The sequence below is a fragment of the Paenibacillus sp. J22R232 genome (assembly GCF_056269165.1).
Genome location: NZ_JBWDNK010000013.1, coordinates 118,481 through 140,131 on the forward strand (window position 1 = coordinate 118,481; position 21,651 = coordinate 140,131).

At 50.6% G+C, this 21,651-nt stretch carries 18 protein-coding genes; 12 read left to right on the top strand and 6 right to left on the bottom strand.

Annotated elements, in window-relative coordinates; genetic code table 11:
• Positions 1-60: 60 nt before the first annotated feature.
• Positions 61-1,836, top strand: coding sequence for a two-component system histidine kinase PnpS (gene pnpS / locus AC0YN3_RS26665; protein ID WP_475777946.1), 1,776 nt, complete (start codon positions 61-63; stop codon positions 1,834-1,836).
• 108 nt (positions 1,837-1,944) lie between these two features.
• Complete coding sequence (locus AC0YN3_RS26670) at positions 1,945-2,667, top strand: response regulator transcription factor (protein ID WP_183569165.1); 723 nt, start codon at positions 1,945-1,947, stop codon at positions 2,665-2,667.
• Positions 2,668-2,692: 25 nt separating this feature from the next.
• Here AC0YN3_RS26670 and AC0YN3_RS26675 read toward each other — a convergent pair whose 3' ends face one another.
• Entirely contained in the window at positions 2,693-3,559 is an 867-nt protein-coding gene (locus tag AC0YN3_RS26675; RefSeq protein WP_475777947.1) for an AraC family transcriptional regulator, read from the bottom strand.
• Positions 3,560-3,760: 201 nt separating this feature from the next.
• Between AC0YN3_RS26675 and AC0YN3_RS26680 the strand changes: the two genes are divergently transcribed.
• Entirely contained in the window at positions 3,761-4,615 is an 855-nt protein-coding gene (locus AC0YN3_RS26680; protein ID WP_475777948.1) for a lipoate--protein ligase family protein, read from the top strand.
• A gap of 64 nt (positions 4,616-4,679) precedes the next feature.
• Here the strand turns inward: AC0YN3_RS26680 and AC0YN3_RS26685 are convergent, their stop codons facing one another.
• The 5 genes from AC0YN3_RS26685 to AC0YN3_RS26705 all read right to left on the bottom strand — a co-directional run bounded on the left by AC0YN3_RS26685 (position 4,680) and on the right by AC0YN3_RS26705 (position 10,341).
• Complete coding sequence (locus tag AC0YN3_RS26685) at positions 4,680-5,627, bottom strand: phosphotransferase family protein (RefSeq protein WP_475777949.1); 948 nt, start codon at positions 5,625-5,627, stop codon at positions 4,680-4,682.
• A gap of 30 nt (positions 5,628-5,657) precedes the next feature.
• The gene (locus tag AC0YN3_RS26690; protein WP_475777950.1) at positions 5,658-6,095 is read right to left on the bottom strand and encodes a threonine/serine exporter family protein; all 438 of its coding nucleotides are present in this window, start codon (positions 6,093-6,095) and stop codon (positions 5,658-5,660) included.
• A 24-nt stretch (positions 6,096-6,119) separates the two neighbouring features.
• The gene (locus tag AC0YN3_RS26695) at positions 6,120-6,878 is read right to left on the bottom strand and encodes a threonine/serine exporter family protein (RefSeq protein ID WP_475777951.1); all 759 of its coding nucleotides are present in this window, start codon (positions 6,876-6,878) and stop codon (positions 6,120-6,122) included.
• Positions 6,879-6,994: 116 nt separating this feature from the next.
• On the bottom strand, positions 6,995-8,182 hold the full coding sequence (locus tag AC0YN3_RS26700) for a M20 family metallopeptidase (protein WP_475777952.1): 1,188 nt from the start codon (positions 8,180-8,182) through the stop codon (positions 6,995-6,997).
• Between the two features lie 1,355 nt (positions 8,183-9,537).
• Entirely contained in the window at positions 9,538-10,341 is an 804-nt protein-coding gene (locus tag AC0YN3_RS26705) for an AraC family transcriptional regulator (protein ID WP_475777953.1), read from the bottom strand.
• A 166-nt stretch (positions 10,342-10,507) separates the two neighbouring features.
• On the opposite strand from AC0YN3_RS26705, the gene AC0YN3_RS26710 reads away from it, so the two are divergent.
• The 9 genes from AC0YN3_RS26710 to AC0YN3_RS26750 all read left to right on the top strand — a co-directional run bounded on the left by AC0YN3_RS26710 (position 10,508) and on the right by AC0YN3_RS26750 (position 21,624).
• The gene (locus AC0YN3_RS26710) at positions 10,508-12,577 is read left to right on the top strand and encodes a beta-galactosidase (protein WP_475777954.1); all 2,070 of its coding nucleotides are present in this window, start codon (positions 10,508-10,510) and stop codon (positions 12,575-12,577) included.
• 252 nt (positions 12,578-12,829) lie between these two features.
• Positions 12,830-14,137 (top strand): methyl-accepting chemotaxis protein, encoded by a 1,308-nt coding sequence (locus AC0YN3_RS26715; protein ID WP_475777955.1) that lies wholly within the window; start codon positions 12,830-12,832, stop codon positions 14,135-14,137.
• 100 nt (positions 14,138-14,237) lie between these two features.
• Positions 14,238-15,239 (top strand): PstS family phosphate ABC transporter substrate-binding protein, encoded by a 1,002-nt coding sequence (locus AC0YN3_RS26720; RefSeq protein ID WP_475777956.1) that lies wholly within the window; start codon positions 14,238-14,240, stop codon positions 15,237-15,239.
• Between the two features lie 189 nt (positions 15,240-15,428).
• Positions 15,429-16,292 (top strand): phosphate ABC transporter permease subunit PstC, encoded by an 864-nt coding sequence (gene pstC / locus AC0YN3_RS26725; protein WP_246431658.1) that lies wholly within the window; start codon positions 15,429-15,431, stop codon positions 16,290-16,292.
• Between the two features lies 1 nt (position 16,293).
• Positions 16,294-17,169 (top strand): phosphate ABC transporter permease PstA, encoded by an 876-nt coding sequence (pstA, locus tag AC0YN3_RS26730; RefSeq protein ID WP_475777957.1) that lies wholly within the window; start codon positions 16,294-16,296, stop codon positions 17,167-17,169.
• Between the two features lie 42 nt (positions 17,170-17,211).
• Positions 17,212-17,967 (top strand): phosphate ABC transporter ATP-binding protein PstB, encoded by a 756-nt coding sequence (gene pstB / locus AC0YN3_RS26735; RefSeq protein ID WP_138755402.1) that lies wholly within the window; start codon positions 17,212-17,214, stop codon positions 17,965-17,967.
• Positions 17,968-18,018: 51 nt separating this feature from the next.
• On the top strand, positions 18,019-18,678 hold the full coding sequence (gene phoU / locus AC0YN3_RS26740; protein WP_183560561.1) for a phosphate signaling complex protein PhoU: 660 nt from the start codon (positions 18,019-18,021) through the stop codon (positions 18,676-18,678).
• A gap of 190 nt (positions 18,679-18,868) precedes the next feature.
• Complete coding sequence (locus tag AC0YN3_RS26745; protein ID WP_475777958.1) at positions 18,869-20,407, top strand: GGDEF domain-containing protein; 1,539 nt, start codon at positions 18,869-18,871, stop codon at positions 20,405-20,407.
• Complete coding sequence (locus AC0YN3_RS26750; protein WP_475777959.1) at positions 20,404-21,624, top strand: EAL domain-containing protein; 1,221 nt, start codon at positions 20,404-20,406, stop codon at positions 21,622-21,624. Before AC0YN3_RS26745 ends, AC0YN3_RS26750 begins: the two co-directional genes overlap by 4 nt.
• Positions 21,625-21,651 lie beyond the last annotated feature (27 nt).

Below are 21,651 nucleotides of genomic sequence, written 5' to 3' on the forward strand. Positions count from 1 at the left end.
AGGGTTAGCAGCACACAGCGAAAGCGTTCCGTGCTTGAATAAACGTAGGGAGTGAACCGGATGAACAGCTTTCGAACCAGGCTGACGCTCATTATGATCGCGATGATTGCCTTATCGGTCATAGCAGCAGGGTTATTCATGGTCAAAACTTTCAAAGAAAACCACATTAATGCGCTGGAAGACAACATGGTGCGCGAGATGCAGATCATTTCGGCCAAAATGGAGTGGAAATCCGGCGAGCTGTCGCAGCTTCATGATTTTTACTCGAACGAAGCGAAGGAGCTTAAGCGGTATACGGGCGCAAGGGTTACTTTTATACGCAATGACGGGGCTGTGTTGGGCGATTCAGACGGTGATCCGGCGGATATGGATAATCACTTGGACCGTACCGAGGTCAAGGAAGCGCTGAATGAAGGGACAGGCAGGGCGATTCGGGCAAGCGATACGATTAAGCAAAATATGATGTACGTAGCCATTCCGGTAAAAGTCGTCCCGAATCAGGCGCCGGATGTCATTAGGCTGGCGATGAGCTTGAAAGAGGTAGACGAGAGCATTAACCAACTGACGTTGCTCTTGTTCGCAGGCTTGCTTGTGTTGTTTCTCATTGCCGCTCTAATCAGCTATCGCCTTGCGCTTAGTTTGACTCGCCCGCTTGAGCAGATTACAAGAGTAGCCAAGCGGATAAAAAATATGGACTACAAAGCAAGAGTAAAAGTGACGAAGCAGGATGAAATTGGCGAGCTTGGCAACGCTATTAATGCGATGGCAGACAGCTTGCAAGTTCAGATGACAAGAATCCAGCAGAATGAGAACCAGTTGGAGAGCGTGCTCGACAACATGATTAACGGAATCGTAATGATTGACCGCAGCGGGAAAATCGTGCTGATGAACAGGCGCGCCGAGGAAGTGCTCGGATTCTCCGCACGCGAGCTCGTTGGACGGCATTACGCCGAAGCAAAGCAGCAATATGAGCTATCCCAAATGATTCAAGAGGGCCTGAAGAGCAAGGAGCATCTGCGCGAGGAGATTACGTTCTACTTTCCGGAGGAGCGCCTGCTTGAGCTTAATTTAGTGCCGATTCATCCAGAGGGCAATGAGTTCTCCGGCGTGCTGCTCGTACTGCAGGACGTCTCGGCGATTCGCAGGCTGGAGCGGATGCGGAGCGAGTTCGTAGCGAACGTATCCCATGAGCTGAAGACGCCGATAACCGCTGTAAAAGGCTTTGCAGAGACGCTGCTCGGCGGTGCGGTGAATGACGAGGAAACGGCGCGGTCTTTCCTGCAAATTATCTATGACGAGAGCGACAGGCTCAACCGCTTGATCGGCGACATTTTGGAGCTTTCCAAAATCGAATCGCGGCGGGTTCCCCTCGTATTCTCTCCTGTAGAGGTCGATACGTTTGTTGATAAGTCGATCACGCTGCTTGAGTCGGAGGCTGCACGCAAACGAATTGAGCTGAGCGTGAACGTTGAGCCGGGCCTGTACGTGGAAGCGGACGAGGACCGGCTCAGGCAGATCATTATGAATTTGCTCTCCAATGGCATTAACTACACCCCAGAGGGCGGGAGAGTCGCAATGTTGGTGGAAGGTATTGGCGATGACTATATCCGCATTCAAATAAGCGATTCCGGGATTGGCATTCCGAAGAAGGATTTGCCCCGCATATTCGAACGGTTCTACCGTGTAGATAAAGCGCGCTCCCGCAGTTCAGGCGGCACGGGGCTTGGCTTATCCATCGTCAAGCATTTGGTCGAGCTGCATAAAGGAACGATCTCCGTAACTAGCGCGGTGGGAGTCGGCTCTACTTTTACAATCGAGCTGCCGGTCCTGCAATAGAAAAAAGATTTACCTATTCTTCATGAAACCATGATAAACTAAGTGCAAAAGGTTTAAATATGCGGAGGCGGTGCCTATGGCACTGCCATACGCCAAGCTGGAGGTAACATGTCGCATAAAGTGCTCGTAATAGAAGATGAACCGACATTAGCTAGGCTTTTGTCGTACAATTTGACCCAAGAGGGCTATGAAACGACCGTTATTGATCATGGCGGGGAAGGCTTGCAAACCGCTTTGCAGCGTAATTTCGATTTAGTCATTCTCGACATCATGCTACCAGGCATGAATGGTTTTGAAATTCTGAACCGGCTTCGTCAGAACGGCGTTAGAACGCCTGTTATTATTTTGACAGCACGCAATGCGGAGGAGGAAGTCGTGCAAGGCCTGAAGCATGGGGCAGACGACTACATTACGAAACCGTTTGGCGTTGCCGAGCTGCTTGCCCGGGTATCAGCGGTGCTTCGCAGGACGCAGCTTGATGACAGCAAGCCGATCGAATCAACGGAGAAGGTCATTACGGCGGGGGAATTATCCATTTATCCCGAGAAATACGAGGTTATCCTAGGCGGCGAGACGATTCCGCTAAGGCCGAAGGAATTCGAGGTTTTGCTTTATCTGGTGCAGCGCCCGGGAATGGTTATTACGCGGGACGACCTGATGAATGTAGTATGGGGCTTCGATTATATCGGCGGTCAGCGTACGGTAGACGTTCATGTCAGCTCCTTGCGGAAGAAGCTTGAGCTTGGCCAGCAGTCCGTGCAAATCGAATCGATCCGTGGCGTAGGTTATAAGCTCGTGATGCCCAAAAAGCTCGTTACCCCGAAATTATAGGGCGGACGAGCTTTTTCTATGTCTGCTATTGCTTATTCCACACGAGCATCTTACGCTGGAACTGCTTCGGCGAGCAGTCATTGTATTTCTTGAACATTTTGTAGAAATGAGCCATATTCGGCATGCCGATGCGCTCGCCCACCTCCGATATGCTCAAATCCTTGGTCAGCAGGATCCGCTCTGCCCATTTCACTTTTCGATAATTCACATATTCGGTAAAAGAGAGCCCGATGGTTTTCTTGAAATATTTGACGAAATAGTAGTAGCTCATATTGGCGATTTTGCAAACCTCATCTACCTGAATGCGGTCCGTCAAATGGTTCTCGATGTAGTCGAGCACGGGCTTCAGGCGAATGCGGTCGAAATTGTCCTGCTCGATGAGTACCTTGCGGCTGTCATGGCGCAGCAGAATAAGCAATATTTGCTTAATGAGCACACTGACAGCCAGCTCGTAGCCGGTTTCCTTTCGGTCAGCTTCATTTAACATTTGCTGAATATACGAAGCGGTCTGCTCCTTGACGGCACGATTCTCCTGAAAAATATAATTAGCTTTGCTCAGAGGCAATTGGGTTTCTGAGAAAAAGCGCATATAAGGGATTGTGCTTTGATCGAAAAAAGGCTCGAGGTCGAACTGCAGCACGATGTAATCAAGCAGGCTGTGGCTACGGTCGCGGTGCAGCTCAGACGCGCCGATAATCATCACGTCACCGCTGGTCAAGTGATAGCATTCCTCGTCGATATATACGTCCAGATCGCCTTCGAGAATAAGCAGCAGCTCCAGCTGCTTATGGAAATGCCAATTTGTAAATCCATCCAGATCGCGCATCGTTTGAAAAATTCGCAGCGACAGCAATGGGTTCTCGTATGCTACCTTTTCGTTTATTACTTCCATGTTGGTGCTTCCCCCTAGGCGCTGCATGACAATATCCTTATTGTATTGAAAGCGTTCGCCATTGGCAATAAGGTAAGTGGATGATTGACCGTATGTTGTCTGTTTTTTTGAGAGTTGATGCGCAAGCGTTCATAAGTCGTTAAAATAAGAATGATAGAAAATGCACGGAGCGCTTGACTAGAGAGGGCTGAACAGAGACATATGGAACAAAAACCGCTGGATATGCTGGGTCTAGACAATATATTGCTGCTCGATCGCACGAAGGAGCTAGGGGAACCTGACGTGCTGTACGCTTTTGCGCTGGATGAGCTCCTTTGCCGGACTGCGGGAAAGGGAGGTCCATCGATTCTTCATATATGGCGGCATCCCAAAGGCTTCGTGATGGGCTTGCGCGATAGCAGGCTGCCGCGGGCTGCCGAAGCGGGGCGCATGCTTCAGGAGAAAGGCTGGTCGACTGCGGTTCGCAATTCAGGCGGCGCAGCGGTTCCTCTTGATGCAGGTGTCATTAATTTATCCTTGATCATGCCGAAGCCATCCGTTGATTCGTTTCATTTCCATGAGGATTTCGAGAGGATGTATGGACTGATTGGAGCGGCGCTTCAGAGAACGGGCTGCAGAGTAGACAAGGGAGAAATCGCAGGAGCATACTGCCCAGGGGAATTCGATCTGAGCATTAACGGCTATAAGTTCTGTGGAATCGCCCAGCGGCGGCAGACACATGCTTATATCGTGCAAGCGTTCGTCGTAGCGGAAGGCTCCGGTCAACAACGCGCGCAATTCGTACGGTCCTTCTACGACCAGGCAGCGCTTGGAGCCGATTCGAACGATTACCCCGAGGTCATGGCAAGCAGTACCGCGAGCTTGGAACAATTGACGGGGCTTGGGACAGGAGCAGGACAAGCTTTTGTTGATGCGATTAAACAGTGTATCGTCTCGCAGCAAACGTCGGAAGGTATGAGGGCTGCCGAGGAGAAGCTGGAGCTGCCGACGAAGGCGCAAGTACGGGAAATGGCCGGAATGCTGCGGTCGCGGTATGCGATTGAAGGGTTGTCATGAAAGGATGACAGTGAAATACAAGTGAAGTGCAGAAGCTAAATCGATGATATCGAATTGAAGCAATTTAGCTGATGCCCAAATATTCAGCGCATTGCATCAGATTGTCAGTCGTTTCATGCAGCTGTGAGCGAAGCTGGTCGAGCGGCCAAATGCCTTTATCTGCCCGGAGATCCTTAGCGATTAGCTGGAGCATCCATAACGAAAGCAGGGAAGCGTACAAGTAATAGCGATGCTTGAAGCGAGTCGCATTAACGGAAACGCCTATATGTTGTTGAGCAGCAAGGAAATGATCTAGCAGCCGCTCTCGCATGTCCGCTGTCATTTTTTTGGGGAATACGGGATGGGATAGATCGATCACATGATACAAGTCCCAATACCGATGGTTGAGATGCGCATGTTCCCAGTCCAGCACTTTAACCTGGCCGCTCACGCAGGCATAGTTGCCGAGATGGAGATCGCCGTGCGATAGGACTAGCTCTTCGCTCTCGAAGCTCTCGCTTTCAAGCAGGGAGAGGATTCGGTAGGGGAGCGTTGCAGGAATGCTGGGCCACGGCTGCCCTGCTTCTGCGTTTTCAATAAAATGAAGTATTTCGCGTTGCATCGCAGCCGCAGCTGGCTTAGGGCCTTGCTCTGACAGCCCAATCAGATGGCTAATATCGCGGTTTTGCCATTGGGCCATATAGGTTAGCACCTCCATCGCAGTTGATTCCTCGAAGTGATGCGATAATGGGCCTAAATCTTCAAAAAGCATCCAATGTTCACTCGAAGCGTTCGCTGCAGAGCATGCAATGAGCCGCGGGTAAACAGGCGGAAAAGCGGATAAAATATGCACATTCACCCATGCTTCTGCCTGAGCCTGCGCGTGGCTCGTCTGAGGCTTGAAAATCATTGATTCAGTTTCATTTATGAAAATACGCTCAACGGTATTTCCGTTCATTCCCCGATAGATTGGTTCTCTTCTAATTAGGAGTGTTTCATCCAGACTGCCGTCAGCTTTTATAATCGGATGCATGAATTCCTGCGTTCCCTCCCTTGTTATCATTTAATGTTTCCGTTCCGATTTTCTGATGATTTGATTAATAACCTCCGAGAATACAAGCCCGATCGCGATAGCCCCCGAGATCATAAACGCTTTAACGGCAAGCTGTACCGCGATGTCGTAATTGTCTTCAACCACGTTGCGCATGGCATCATACGCCAGGCCCCCGGGTACGAGCGGGATGATTCCCGATACGCTGAAAACGATGATAGGGGTTTTATAAAGCTTGGCGAACAGCTGGCTGATGACGGTTACGATAAAAGCGGCAATTAAGGTGGAGGGTATGGCATCCAAATTCAGCTGCGTACAAGAAACGTAGATAAGCCAGCCGACCATGCCGACGGCGCCGCAGTGCAGCAAAGTCCGCTTCGGCACGTTGAAGATGAGCCCAAAGGCGGCAGTAGCTATGAAGCTTGTAACAAGCTGTTCAAGCATCATCATGACGATGCACCTCCATCATTCGAATTAGTAAAAAGAAAGTACGGCAGCAATGCCTGCCCCGATCGCAAATGCGGTGAGAAACGCTTCAGCGCCCTTCGACAGTCCGGATACGAGATGGCCGGCCATTAAATCGCGTACGGCTGCCGTTATATGCAAGCCGGGCACTAACGGCATGACCGAGCCGATTATGATTTTGTCCAAATCCATTCCGAAGCCCTTATGTACAAAAAATACGGACAGGGTGCCGATTAATAGCGCGGTAATAAACTCAGCGAAAAACTTGATCGGAACCATGCGATGAAGCTGAAGGAAAAAAGCAAAGCCTATTCCGCTGGTCAGCATGACTGGCAGTGCATCGGGCCAGCTCCCTTGGAACATAATGAGAAAGCATCCGCTAGCGATCGCGGCCGCTACGATTTTCAGCCAGGACGGGTAGACGAATGCGTTGGAATCAATTTCTTGCAGCAATCGATGCGCATCGCCAGCCGCCAACTTGCCTGTACTTATTTTTCTGGAAATATCGTTGACAAGCGACACTTTGAGCAGATTGGTCGAACGCTCGTTAATGCGAATCAGCTTCGTCATTTGGGAGGAGCCGTCGATGGCGAATATGATGCCGGTTGGAGTGACGAAGCTGTGCGAATTGTCAATGCCGTAAGCGGCAGCTATCCGCACCATCGTATCCTCTACGCGGTACGTTTCTCCGCCGTTTTGCAAAATGATTTTGCCCGCCAATAAACATATTTGGGTAATTTCGTGACTGTTGACGATGCTTTGGCTCAATCAGGCCAGCCTCCTTAAGCTTGCTATTTAGTTGCTGCGCACGGAGCGGTTCTCGAATTCGGGGTGAATGCGCGCCATAAGGACTGAATCTGCAAAAAGGTTATATGCGGTGGCATTTAGTTGCTGCGTACGTTTGTTTTTTCGAATTCGGAGCGAATGCGCGCAAGCAGAGCAGGATCGTCAAAAACGTCATATGCGGTGGCCGCTAGCATTTTGGCGCCAAAGAGCATGCCGTCAAGCGCGTATTCGGTCATTGCGGCATCACGGAAAGCTTCGGTATGAAGCAGCAGCCGCTCCCGAACGACCTTGACGTATGGATGTATCGCCGGGCAGCGCAGCGAGACGTTGCCGAGATCAAGCGAGCCATGGTCTTTGCCAATCTCGATTTGCTCCGGGTGTATGCCTGCTTCCATTAAGTTGGCATTGAACTGCTCAGACAAGGCATCATTCGTTATCAACTCATCATAGGAGAACTCGAATGCGTTAGCTGCAAGCGTACAGCCTGTTTGCAAAGCGGCTCCTTCTGCGCAGCGCAGCACTTTGGCCGTCAATTCATCCGTATAAGCGCGAGTTGCAGATCGCACGTAAAATTTGGCTGAGGCGTAAGCGGGAATAATGTTCGGCGCTTTGCCGCCATTGTCGATTACGCCGTGAATGCGAGCATCACTTCGTGTTTGCTGACGGAGCGCGTTAATGCTGTTGAACAGCTGAAGCACCGCATCCAGAGCATTAATGCCCTCATCGGGGTTGGCAGCCGCATGAGCCGCAAGTCCCGTGTATTCGAATTGAATGGCATCCATCGCAAGCGATTCACCCGACTGCTCAAAAATATGGTAAGGATGCGCCATCAGTGCAAAATCACAGTCGTCGAACAATCCGGCTGCGGCCATGGGAACTTTTGCGCCTTTTGTTTCTTCGGCTGGCGTGCCGTAGATACGGATTTTGCCGCCAAGTCCGCTGCCAAGCAATGCGGCTTTTAATCCTACGCCGGCAGCAACGCTCATTGCGCAGATCAAATGATGGCCGCAGGCGTGCCCGATCTCCGGTAGCGCGTCATATTCGCATAAGAAACCGACGGTAGGGCCTGGCTTACCGGTATCGAATAGCGCGATAAAAGACGTTGCAATATCTAAAATACCGCGTTCCACCTCGAATCCGTATTTGGCAAGCTCGGTAGTCAGCAGCTCGGCTGCAAAAAATTCTTCGTGGCCGAGCTCTGGCCGGCTGCCGACTGATCTTGAAATCGAACGGAATGCCTCCGCGTGTTTGTCTATCTCATCAAATACTAGTTTTTTGTCTGTCACGTTGATTTTACCCTCCTTATGTAAGTTAAAGCATCTATGTTTTATTGAAGCAGTTATTTATGTTTCGCATGCAGTTGTGGAGGTGGCGTAGGCGCCGGGGGTAGTGTCATGTGCGAGCGCCGACGAAGGGCTGTAAGCCCACATAGGTGCATACAGCGTTAAAAGTAACCAAGATGAGCGTTTGTAAGAACGCATGCGTTCTTACAGAGTTGCCAAGCGCGTGCGCAAGCGCCGAAGTACGGACGTAAGCCCACATAGGTGCTTACAGTGTCAAAAGTAACCAAGTTAAGCGTTTGTAAGAACGCATGCGTTCTTACGGAGTAGACAGGCGTGTGCACAAGCGCTGAAGTACGGACGTAAGCACACATTGGTGCTTACAGTGTCAAAAGTAACCAAGATGAACGTTTGTAAGAACGTATGCGTTCTTATGGAGCAGACAGGGCGAGTACGAGCATCCAAGATAGCGTCATGTGCGATCGCCGAAGTACGGATGTAAGCCGAAATAGGTGCTTACAGTGTTAAAAGTAACCAAGTTGAGCGTTTGTTAGAACGTATGCGTTCTTACAGAGTTGTCAGGCGTGTACACAAGCGCCGACGAATGGCTGTAAGCACACATAGGTGCTTACATCGTAAAAAGTAACCAAGATGAGCGTTTGTAAGAACGTATACGTTCTTACAGAGTTGTCAGGCGTTTGCGCAAGCGCCGACGAATGGCTGTAAGCACACATAGGTGCTTACAGTGTCAAAAGTAACCAAGATGAGCGTTTGTAAGAACGTATGCGTTCTTACAGAGTTGTCAGGCATGTGCGCAAGCGCCGACGAATGGCTGTAAGCATACATTGGTGCTTACAGTGTCAAGAGTATCCAAGATGAGCGTCTGTAAGAACGTGTACGTTCTTACGGGGCAGACAAGGTGTGTGCACAAGCCTCCTAGTTAGTGTCATTCATGTGCGAGCGCCGAAGTACGGACGTAAGCACACATTGGTGCTTACAGCGTTAAAAGTAACCAAGATTAGCGTTTGTAAGAACACATACGTTCTTACGGGGAAGACAAGGCGTGTGCACAAGTCTCCAAGTTGTGTCATTCATGTGCGAGCGCCGAAGTACGTAAGTAAGCATACATTGGTGCTTACTGTGTCAAAAGTAACCAAGATGAGCGTCTGACAGAACGTATGCGTTCTTACAGAGCAGTCAGGCGTGTACACGAGCGTCCAAGTTAGCGTTAGGTACGAGCGCCTAAATAGGGCAGTAAGCCCACAGATAGGCGCTTACTGCCAGCGCCTAAATTCGTGTTGAGCGTCTGTAGCCATGCATACGTTTTTACGAAACGTTGATGCTTGTATAGTGAGCCACAGCTAGCGCATGCCGTGTATCTTTTTGAATTGCTCGGGGCTTAGTCCCTCTAGCCGCCGAAAGACGGAGCTGAAATAGCTAGGAGAATCAAAGCCGACGCGATGTGCGATCTCATGCATCTTGATTTCGCTTTCGCGGAACATGAGCTCCTTGCTCCGATTGACGCGCTCTCGGTTCACATACTCCATCGGGCGCATTTTCAGCGATTTTTTGAACAGCAGACATAAGTATTGTGGCGTTACTTCCATGCAGCCTGCCAAATCCTTTATCGTAATGAGCTCGCTATAGTGTGCCTCGATGTATTGCAGGACAGGCCGAAGCTTCAAATAATTTTGTTCCACGGAATTGGTGCTCACTAGAATAACCTTCATCAAATCAAGCAAAAACATGTAAACCAGCTTCGAGCATTCGAGCCCAAGGAAGGAACGTCCGGATTGCGTCATGGCGTAAATATTTTTCATATGGGTAACAATCATATCATGATCAGCGGTTGAATAGACACCAGATTGCGTGATACCGGCCTGCCGGAACAGCTTGTCGGATAAATCGCCGCGGAAGCTCATCCAAATGACATCCCAAGGCTCTTGGATGGAGAAATACTGATGCTGCTCGTTCGGAAATAAGCAGAATCCTTGCCCGGCGCGAACAGTCATCCGTTGATCGCCCACATGCAGCTCTCCAGCGCCGCTAATGACCTGAAGCCATTGAAAATGCGGATATCCATTGGGCCGATCAATCGACTCTTGGTTGCTCCAATGCCCGATACTTGTCAAATAAACGGGTAGCATGGTGTCTGTCTCGGTCAAAATGGGAAAAACCATTGTATCGATGTTTATGACCCCCTGTTTCATATTTTGAAAGCCATGCGAAAATACTGTTATATAGTTACTTATATGAACGAGTTATAATATGAATATCATTATAGTATATCCAATAACCGCTGCAAACTAGATGAAACTGGAGGACGCTCAAATGACTTTGAAATTCCCGCCGATTAGTTCTAAAATTCCGCAAATGCTGCATGGTGCAGACTATAACCCCGATCAATGGCAGAAGCACCCTGAGGTGCTGGCCGAAGATATCCGCCTCATGAAGCTAGCTCACTGCAATGTGATGTCCGTAGGGATTTTCGCATGGATGGCGATTGAGCCTGAGGAAGGCGTTTTCACGTTTGAATGGCTTGATACGCTGCTGGATACATTCGCTGCTAACGGCATTTACGCATTGCTGGCTACTCCAAGCGGCGCGCGTCCGATATGGATGTCGCAGAAATATCCAGAGGTGCTGCGCGTAGCTCCGAATGGCATTCGCAATTTGCACGGCGCACGCCACAACCACTGCTTCAGCTCGCCTGTATACCGCGAGAAGGTCACCATCATGAATACGAAGCTTGCCGAACGTTATTCGGATCACCCTGCGGTGATTGGCTGGCATATATCCAACGAATACAGCGGCGAATGCCATTGTAATTTTTGCGAGGACGCATTCCGCGGCTGGCTCAAAAATAAATATGAAACGATCGACGCGCTTAACGATGCTTGGTGGACGACATTCTGGAGCCATACGTACACGGACTTCGGCCAAATTGAGTCTCCAACAGAGCGCGGAGAGAAGGCCGTTCATGCACAGAACGTCGACTGGAGAAGATTCGTAACGGACCAAACGGTTGATTTCTGCCGGAATGAAATCGAACCGCTGCGCGCAGCGAACAGCGAGCTACCGATTACGACGAATTTCATGCTCGATTTTGAACCGTTGAACTATTGGAAATTTACGGATCTTCTCGATATGATCTCTTGGGATGCTTATCCGACTTGGCATGACAATGGCGGCGACGACAGCGAGCTGGCAGCTTGGATCGGCTTCAACCATGACGTGTTCCGCTCATTAGGGGGCGGCAAGCCGTTCATGCTGATGGAAAGCACGCCAAGCATGACGAACTGGCAGCCGGTAAGCAAGGTGAAGCGTCCAGGGATGCATATGCTGTCCTCGCTTCAAGCGGTAGCGCATGGCTCGGATACGGTTCAGTATTTCCAGTGGCGCAAGAGCAGAGGCTCAAGCGAGAAACTTCACGGCGCGGTCGTTGACCATGTCGGCCATGAGCATACGCGCGTGTTCCGCGACGTTGCCGAACTTGGCGCGACGCTTGAGAAGCTGAATGAAGTCGTCGGCACTTCAGTTAAGCCGGAGGTTGCACTCATTTACGATTGGGAAAACCGCTGGGCAGTGAAGGATTCGCAAGGTCCGCGCAACGGCGGCCTGCACTACGAGGAAACGGCGAAACGTCATTATCGTCCGTTCTGGGATTTGGGCGTTCCTGTCGATATTATCGATTCCGAATGCAGCTTTGACAACTATAAGGTGCTTGTTGCGCCAATGCTTTATATGGTTCGCAAAGGCGTTGGCGAACGCATCGAGCGCTTCGTTGAGAATGGCGGCATCTTCATCGCTACCTATTGGAGCGGGATCGTTGATGAGAACGACCTTTGCTTCCTAACGGGCTTCCCTGGGCCGCTTCGCAAGACGCTTGGCATTTGGTCGGAGGAGATTGATGCCTTGCATGACCATGACTCGAACCGAGTGGTGCTGAATGAAAATAACGCGCTTGGACTAAGCGGTGAATACACTGCGAAGGAACTTTGCGATCTGATCCATCTGGAGGGAGCAGAAGCGCTTGCGGTATACGGCGAGGATTTCTACGCTGGACGTCCGGCCTTGACAGTTAATCGTCTAGGAGCGGGTAAGGCTTATTATATTGCTTCCCGCAATGATGCGGCCTTCACGACAGATTTGATCACGAAAATCGTGGAGCAAGAGGGAATTAAACGCGTGCTTGAAACCGACTTGCCGGATGGCGTAACCGCGCAATTGCGGACTGACGGCCAGAATGATTATGTATTCGTATCAAACTTCAGCGCGAATGCAGTGTCTATTAACTTGGATAGCCGCAGCTATTCCGATTTGCTTACTGGCGATGCTGCCGGCGAGCGTGTGGCGCTAGATGCTTACAGCGTCCGTATTTTGAAACGCAGTTCGAATTAACTATTAAAAAAATAGGCTGTGTGTACCGTACAGGTTTCTGTACAGTACGCACAGCCTTTTTTTCGTGCCGCTATATCATGTTCCAGGCAATAGTAAATATGGCATGGGCCTGCGCGGAGTACAGATCGATTTTTGCGGAATTTATTTAAAAATCTGTCGAATTTAACATTCCGATAACATTTCTGCACATTGCTGTTGATGCTTGCGACCTATAGTGAGTTCAGAAGGAAATAGAAGGAAGGGTGATGGCGAGTGACATCGACTGTTCTGGAGAAAGAAAACCGTTCTGTTAACGAGCAAAATGAAGGTACTGATCCGAACGCACCACTTAACGGACATCAGGAGCAGCAAGCGGCTGCCGAGCAAACACAGGAGCTACATAAAGTTGCCGGACAAGCTCAGAAGCACAATGAAGCAGAGAAGCAAGAGGCGGATAAGAAAACAAAGAAGGAAGCGAAGGAATGGCCAGCCGCAAAGCAGCCAGTCTCGCAAGCGGTGCGTTTGACGGATTTCTTGCGCCAAGCACCGACGATAAGCGCAGAGCGAACCTGCCGAGAAACGATATCGGTGTTCAAGAAGCATCCGGAAAGCGAATGCATCATTGTAACGAACGAGCAAGGGGCTCCGATCGGGTTAATGATGCGCAATCACTTTTTCTTGAAGCTGGGCCATCGTTTTAGCGCCGATCTTTATGATGACAAACCGATTACAAAGCTGATGGACGCAGCGCCGCTGTTCGTCGATCATGACGATGAACCGCAGCAGCTAATCGATAGCGCGCTAAGCCGCGATGACCGCGTACTCTACGATTGCGTGATCGTTACCGCCAACAATGGACTGGCAGGCGTATTGACCGTATCCGATATGTTGAAGCTCTCCAGAATGCTCCAGCAGGAGGCAGTGGACGTCCAGAAAAATACGATACGCTCTGCTGAGAAGCGAGTGAAGGATATAGAGCATGCGGTAAGCAGCGTTCGTACGTCAACCGCGCAAGGCGAGTCGCTCTCGGTAGAAATGGTCGATCTGACGCTTACCGGGAAGAATGAGCTGGATAAGGTGACGCAAGCCTTTGGAGCGATTGCCACCCATTCACAGCAGCAGGAAAAACGCATGAATGACCTGCAGTCGGAAGCCGGCTCGATCAGCAAGGTTTCCTCTCAGATCAAGGAGCTCGCAGAGCAAAGCAATCTGCTTGCTCTTAATGCTTCTATAGAAGCAGCGCGGGCAGGCCAGCATGGGCTTGGCTTTGCGGTAGTCGCGGGCGAGGTCATGAAGCTGGCCAGCCAAACGAAGCAGTTCGCGAATGAAATCACGACCTTAACGAAAACCGTCGTAGAAGCAATCTCGCAAACGACGGCGCTGGCACATGCGGGACGGAGCGAGACGATAGCGAGCGAATCGCATGTTAACGAGGCGGTCGAAGCCTTTAATCGCTTGTTTCGCGCCGCTGCCGATAACCGGAAAAGCAGCGAACAAATCGGCTTATTGTCCGAGCAGGCGCATCAGCAAGCGATTCATGTAGCTGACGAAATGGAAAAACTGCAGCAATCTTATTTTTAACATGGAGTTTACAAAAACAGAATACGAGGTTTACAAACGGCTAGTAGTATAAGAGGCACGGGGGATGACCCTGAGAGACAAAATAAGAGGAGTGGTAGAGTTGTTAAAGAAAAAAGGCTTTAAGGGGATCTTGATGTTGTCGATGGTGGTGCTGCTCGCATTTGCGGCTGCATGCGGTAATAATACAAACGGTGCAAATACAGGTTCAGAAAATACAGGCGCTTCGAACAATGCAGCTACAAACGCACCAACCGAAGAAGCAGTGAAATTGTCAGGCGAAATCAAAATCGACGGATCAAGCACCGTGTTCCCACTTACGGAAGCAGCAGCCGAAGAATTCAACAAAGAGCACACAGACGTACGCGTACCTGTTGGCGTATCCGGTACGGGCGGCGGCTTTAAACAGTTCTGTGCAGGCGAAATCGCAATTGCAGATGCTTCCCGCACAATCAAAGAAGAAGAAGCAACGGCTTGTAAAGATGCAGGCATCGAGTACACCGAGCTTTCCGTAGCATTTGACGGCTTGTCCGTAGTCGTAAGCAAAGACAATGATTTTATCGACCACTTGACGGTTGAAGAGCTTAACAAAATTTTCGTTACAGGCAGCACGGTAGCTACTTGGAAAGACGTTCGCGACACATTCCCTGCCGAGCCGATCGTTATGTTCTCCCCAGGCGCTGATTCCGGTACTTATGATTATTTCAATGAAGCCATTCTTGATAAAGCCGGCATTCGCAACGATAAAGCAATCAGCTTCTCTGAAGATGACAACGCGCTAGTTCAAGGCGTAGCAGGCAGCAAATACGGCATTGGCTACTTCGGCTTCGCTTACTTCGAAGAAAACCAAGACAAATTGAAAGTCGTTCCGGTTGACGGCGGCAGCGGCGCAATTGCACCGACTTACGACACGATCAAAGATGGAAGCTACGCTCCATTGTCCCGTCCACTCTTCATCTATGTAAGCAACAAAGAGCTTGAGCGTCCAGAAGTGAAAGAGTTCGCGAAATACTACATTAACAACATCGGGAAATTTGCAGGCGAAGTTGGCTATGTATCTCTTCCGGATGAACAATACGCAACTGAAGCTGCAAAAATCCAATAATCATTAAACGTGTCTAAATGAAAATGTGGTGTCTCGAGGGACATCACATTTTTCACGGCACATATGTAAACGAATTGTAAAGGCAAGAAGGAGGACGCCGCAATGCCAAGGCAAGGGCTGCAAACGGTCAATAAAGCTCAAACATTAAGCAAGGAAGCCTATGACTTCAAAAATAAACGCGTTAGCATCATGAATAAAGTGATGCCGATCCTATTGTTCCTATGTGCTTCCGTATCCGTTCTAACTACAATAGGCATCGTCGTCACGCTCATCTCGGAAACGTATCAGTTTTTTCAGAAAATACCGATTTTTGATTTCTTGTTTGGGACCAAATGGTCACCGTTAATCCCGCCCAAAAGCTTCGGTGTTCTGCCGCTCTTGTCAGGCACGTTAATGATTACGTTCATTGCCTGTTTAGTCGCGATTCCGCTTGGCCTTGCCAGTGCCATCTACTTATCGGAATACGCGCCCAAACGGGTCCGTAAAATCGTCAAGCCTATCCTAGAGGTGCTGGCTGGCGTACCTACGATCGTATACGGTTATTTCGCCCTAAGCCTGATAACGCCGCTTATTCAAAGCATCTTCAACAGCGCCGGCGTGTTCAACGCGTTAAGCGCAGGAATCGTAGTTGGTATCATGATCATTCCAATGGTTTGCTCACTCAGCGAGGACGCGATGTCTTCGGTGCCGCGTACTTTGCGTGACGGTGCGTATGCCCTTGGCGCTACAAGATTTGAAGTTGCTTTGAAAATCGTCGTGCCAGCTGCTTTCTCAGGAATCGTCGCATCTGCAGTGCTTGCGTTCTCAAGAGCAATCGGCGAGACGATGATCGTTACGGTTGCGGCGGGCTCAACGCCTAACATGACCGCCAATCCGCTCGACAGCATCCAGACGATGACCGCTTACATTGTTCAGGTCAGCCTTGGAGACACGCCGCACGGAACGATTGAGTACGGATCGATCTTCGCGGTCGGCATGACGCTGTTCGTCATTACATTCCTGCTCAATATTCTTGCCCAGTACATTGCAAGAAAATTCAGGGAGGAGTACTAAGATGAACATATTCCAAGATGCGAACCGCAAGCAAATCGCCAATCGTCGGAGGACGGACTGGATGCTGCATATCCTATTCGTCGTAGCGACCTCAATCGGCGTACTCGCCTTGTGCGCACTTATCGTAGACATACTCATAGATGGTATTTCCAGACTGCAGCCAGACCTGTTCACGAATTTCCCTTCCCGCAAAGCGGAAGGATCGGGTATGAAGTCGGCGCTCGTCGGCACGATCTATATGCTGCTAATCATGGCGCCGATTTCATTCATCTTCGGTGTTGGCGCGGCTATCTACCTGGAGGAATACGCAAAAAAAGGCCGTATCACAAGGATGATTCAGCTAAATATCAGTACGCTTGCGGGCGTTCCATCCATTGTCTACGGCATTCTCGGCTTGACCCTGTTCGTACGGCTTCTGTCGCTTGACCGCAGCCTCATCGCTGGCGCGCTTACGATGACGCTGCTGGTGCTTCCCATTATTATCGTTTCGGCGCAGGAGGCGATTCGCGCCGTTCCGAAATCGCGCCGCGATGCATCGTTTGCGCTCGGCGCGACCAAATGGCAAACCGTTTCCCGTTCGGTTATGCCATCGGCTCTTCCAGGCGTGCTCACTGGCGTCATTCTTGCCATGTCGCGGGCAATCGGCGAGACGGCACCGCTCGTTATGATTGGCGCGCTTACGTACGTTGCCTTTTTGCCGGACGGTCTCAAGGATTCCTTTACCGTTATTCCGATTCAAGTGTATAACTGGCTGTCGAAGCCTCAGCTCGAATTCAAGGAGCTTGCGGCAAGCGGTATTATCGTGCTGCTCGCGCTCTTGCTGCTGATGAACTTCTCGGCTATCCTGCTCCGCAACAAATACCAGAAGAACGTGTAAGGCGCTGCCGGCACAAGCACACCATTTTAGGAGGAAAACGACATGGAAGCACTTATTAACATTAACAAGCTGAATTTATTTTACGGCGCTTTCCACGCTTTGAAGGATGTATCGCTTACGATTCCCGAGAAAGCCATTACGGCTTTCATCGGACCGTCCGGCTGCGGCAAATCGACGCTGCTTCGTACGCTCAACCGGATGAACGACATGATCCCGGGCACGCGCATCGAAGGCGGGATAGCTATCGGCGGGACCGAGATCTACTCGAATGAGGTAGATGTTGAGACACTTCGCAAAAAAGTCGGAATGGTGTTCCAACAGCCGAATCCTTTTCCGAAATCCATCTACGACAACGTGGCATACGGACCGCGCCTGCACGGCATCACAAGCAAGCGCGAGCTCGATGAAATCGTGGAAACGAGCTTGAAATCAGCCGTGCTTTGGGAAGAAGTCAAGGATCATTTGAAGCGTTCAGCCTTCGGTCTGTCCGGCGGACAGCAGCAGCGTCTCTGCATCGCACGCGCCCTTGCCGTCAATCCGAACATCCTGCTCATGGATGAGGCAACTTCTGCGCTTGACCCGATCTCCACGCTCAAGATCGAGGAGCTTGCCCAGGAGCTGAAGGATAAATATACGATCGTGATGGTTACTCACAACATGCATCAGGCAGCCCGCGTATCCAACCAAACCGTGTTCTTCCTGAACGGGGAAGTCATTGAATATTCGGACACGGAGAAGCTGTTCTCCAATCCGACGGACCAGCGCACGGAAGATTATATCAGCGGTCGCTTCGGCTAAGCCGTAGTTAGCCATAAATGCAACATAATTTGTAGGAGGAATGCCGTTGTGATGACCACACGCAAAGAGTTTGACCAGGGATTGGAGCATCTTCATAACCTGTTGATCGACATGGGTACGTTCGTGGAAAAAGCGCTCGTTGAGTCAATGGAAGCGCTGAAATCGGTTGACGTTTCCCGTGCCAAGCAGGTCATTGCGAAGGATCCGTCGCTGAACCAAATGGAAGAGAAGATTACAGAAATCGGCTCGAAGCTTATCGCGACGCAGCAGCCGGTTGCTAAGGACCTTCGCCGTATTTTGTCCGCGTTCAAGATTGCAAGCGATTTGGAGCGGATGGGTGATCTGTCTGTGGATATCGCCAAAGTTGTTCTTCGTCTGGAGGGCCAGGAGCTCATTAAGCCATTGATTGATTTGCCCCGAATGGCGGAAATCGTTCAGCTTATGACCTATGAATCCATTCAGTCCTTTATACAGGAGAACGTGGATTTGGCGTACAAAATGGCGAAGGACGACGATCAGGTCGATGCCCTTTACGGTCAAATTACGCGCGAGCTATATTCCCTTATGATGGAGAATCCTCGAAACATTACGCAATCTTCGCTGCTGAGCTTCGTTGGCCGTTATTTGGAGCGGTTCGGCGACCATGCAACGAACATCGGCGAGAGCGTCGTATATCTCGTTACGGGCAATAGACCGGATTTGAACGTGTAGCAAAATGTTCCTCTATAAAAACCGTCGAAGCAATCATGCTTGGACGGTTTTTATATTTTCAGGCCATTCGAACTATATCGTGTCGAATTTTACCGAAAATTAACATATCTATGCATCTCTATTCACAATCGACTGGTAAAGTAAGGGTCAAAGGTATTGAAATAGACGAAATTCGATCGAGGGGAATGGCATGAATGGAGTCGGGGTTGGGTTATTCAATCGGGATATGCTCCGTAGCATTAAAGAGCGCTGGCATGAAGGCGGCATAGGAGTCATTTATGTTCGGTTTCGGCTAGGGAACGCGGCGGCGGAGAACGCTTTGCAGATGTGGGAAAGCGAAGAAACGGCTTTATTTTGGCGGCAAAGGCTGGAATGGGATTACTTTTTTCTGATCGACCGCAAGCAGAAGGACGAGCCGATCATCAAGGTGATCGAAAAGGCGCTTGAGCGTCTGTATGGGAAGCTTCGCAAAGCCGTGTCCAATCCGGAGAAGGAGCATGGAGCAGAGCATGAGGTAGAGGTGAGCATCGGCATGTCTACCGCATTCCCCCCTGCAACAGGCCGCTCCTCGGAGGCGGTTGTATACCGGATGCTGCTCGATGCGATGGAGCACAGCGCTTATAACGTATCGCTTGGCAGGGAGCGCAAGGAAGCAGGCACGGCTGGCGTGCTGAGCCAAGCTGGTTACGGATTATCAGCTGCGGCAAGTGAAACGGTCATCCAGCAGGATTTGACGGGTAGCCATGGAAGATCGGTTCGGATCGGCACGTTGGCGGTCCCGTTCCCGGTTTTTCCTGCCAGGGCCAGAGTGTCCGAGGTCGCCTATTTATTTGATACGAATGCGAAAGCGCAAGGCGCGGTTATTGTGGATCAAGGAAGGCCGATCGGCATACTCATGAAGGAAAAGCTGCATCAGATGCTTGCCGGTCAATTCGGTCTTCCGCTTTACTGGAACCGTCCTGTAGAGCGAATCATGAATAACCAGCCGCTTATCGTGGATGAACAGCTGTCCGTCGAGCATGTATCGCAGCTTGCAATGGCGCGTGAATTCTCGCAGCTGTACGATGTCGTGCTCATTACGAAGGACGGTCAAATGGCAGGGGCGGCCTCCATCCGTTCCATTCTGGAATGCATGACAACGCTCCGCACGGAAGCGGCACGCACTGCTAATCCGCTCACAGGCCTGCCAGGCAATGAAGAAATTCAGCTGGAGCTGAGCCGGCGAATCGGCGAAAAGGAGCCATTCGCAGTCATTTATGCGGATTTGGATTATTTCAAATGGTATAACGATTGTTTTGGCTTCGGGATGGGCGATAATTTAATACGCTATTTGGGCGAGTTATTGCGCAGGGAGCTTGATCTCCTCGGCGGAAGCGATGATTTTATCGGTCATATCGGCGGGGATGATTTCATTGCGGTAACCAAGTCATCACTAGCCGAAAGCTTGTGCGAGGCGCTGATTAAGCGATTCGATCAAGGTATAAAAGCATTTTATGGCGGCGTTGAGGTCACGAGCGTAGAGGACCGTCACGGAAACCCCGTTGAACAGGAGGGAGTGACGCTCTCTTTGTCACTTATGCTGTGGGACGGCATGGTGCCGCTAGCGACGGAGGAAATTCCAAGACGGGCGGCCATGCTGAAGAAGCAGGCGAAGGCGCTGAAGGGCAGCATCTGCGTCAAGGATCACATTTCAGGAATGCATCATGGAGAGGAACGGAACCGAAATTGAGACAAGTACGGGACATATGGCGGCTAAACGGAGCGGACAACGAAAGCACCGGCCATCTTGGCATAATCTATTTGTCATGGCAGCTTTCCTCCGACGATCAGAAGGACAGCATTGCCTCGTTGCATGAGCGGTGGCGCGAATTCGCGGAGCGCTTGGCGGAGGAAGCTTTTAACAGTTCATTGTTGTATGAGGGGCTTCAATGGGTGAAGGAGGATCTCTTCATACATATGCGATTGCCGGCAGGCCAAGCGAAGCTGCTGGAGGGCTGGCTGCTTGAGCTTGCCCATAAGCATACGACGGAGTGGGAGCAGCGTTTTATCGACGGGTTGGACAGAATAGCCTCGGACAGCATGGAAGCACGGCTGCATGTCGGCGTCGCCGTTGCGTCGAATGATACGAATACGGCTGACGGATTGGTCTGGTATGAGGTGATGAAAAAAGCGATCCTGCACGGCCAAGCAGCGGATGCGATGGAGCGCAGCATGAAGCGGCGCGCAATCGACCGGATCATTCACGATCGGATGATTTATCCGGTGTATCAGCCGATCGTATCGCTTCAGCAGCAAGGGAAAATATTCGGATATGAGTCGTTAACGAGAACGGAGGACCGCTCTTGGTTCGCAGGACCGATGGATTTGTTCCTGTTCGCGGAGAAAGAAGGGTTGACGTACAGCTTGGACCGGCTAGCTAGAGAGAAGGCGATAGACGGCTGCATCCCGCTTGCGCCCGATCAGAAGCTGTTCATCAATGTGATGGCGCAAATTATGGAAGATCCCAGCTTCTCGCCGGGCCAAACGTTAAGCTTGCTCGAGCAGCATAAACTTTCGCCGCATCATGTCGTATTCGAAATAACGGAGCGGAATTCGATTGCGGATTTCGGAACGGTCAAAAAAGCGCTGGAGCATTACCGAAGCCAGGGCTATCAAATCGCGATAGATGACGTTGGCGCGGGTTATTCCTCTTTGCAGTCAATCGTGGAGCTGCGTCCGGACTATTTGAAGGTCGACCGCTCCATCGTTCAGAACATCCATCTCGACGAGATGAAGGAGCATATCTTGAATACATTGATTCAGCTTGCGCTCAAAATGGACATTTCGGTCATTGCCGAAGGAATCGAGCTGGAGGAGGAGCTGGCGAAGGTTCGCGAAATGGGTGTCCAATATGCCCAGGGCTATTTGCTGGGACGGCCAGCACCGTTCGATTCGAATAAGCTATAATCGTTAAGGATAGGCTTTCCTTAGGCA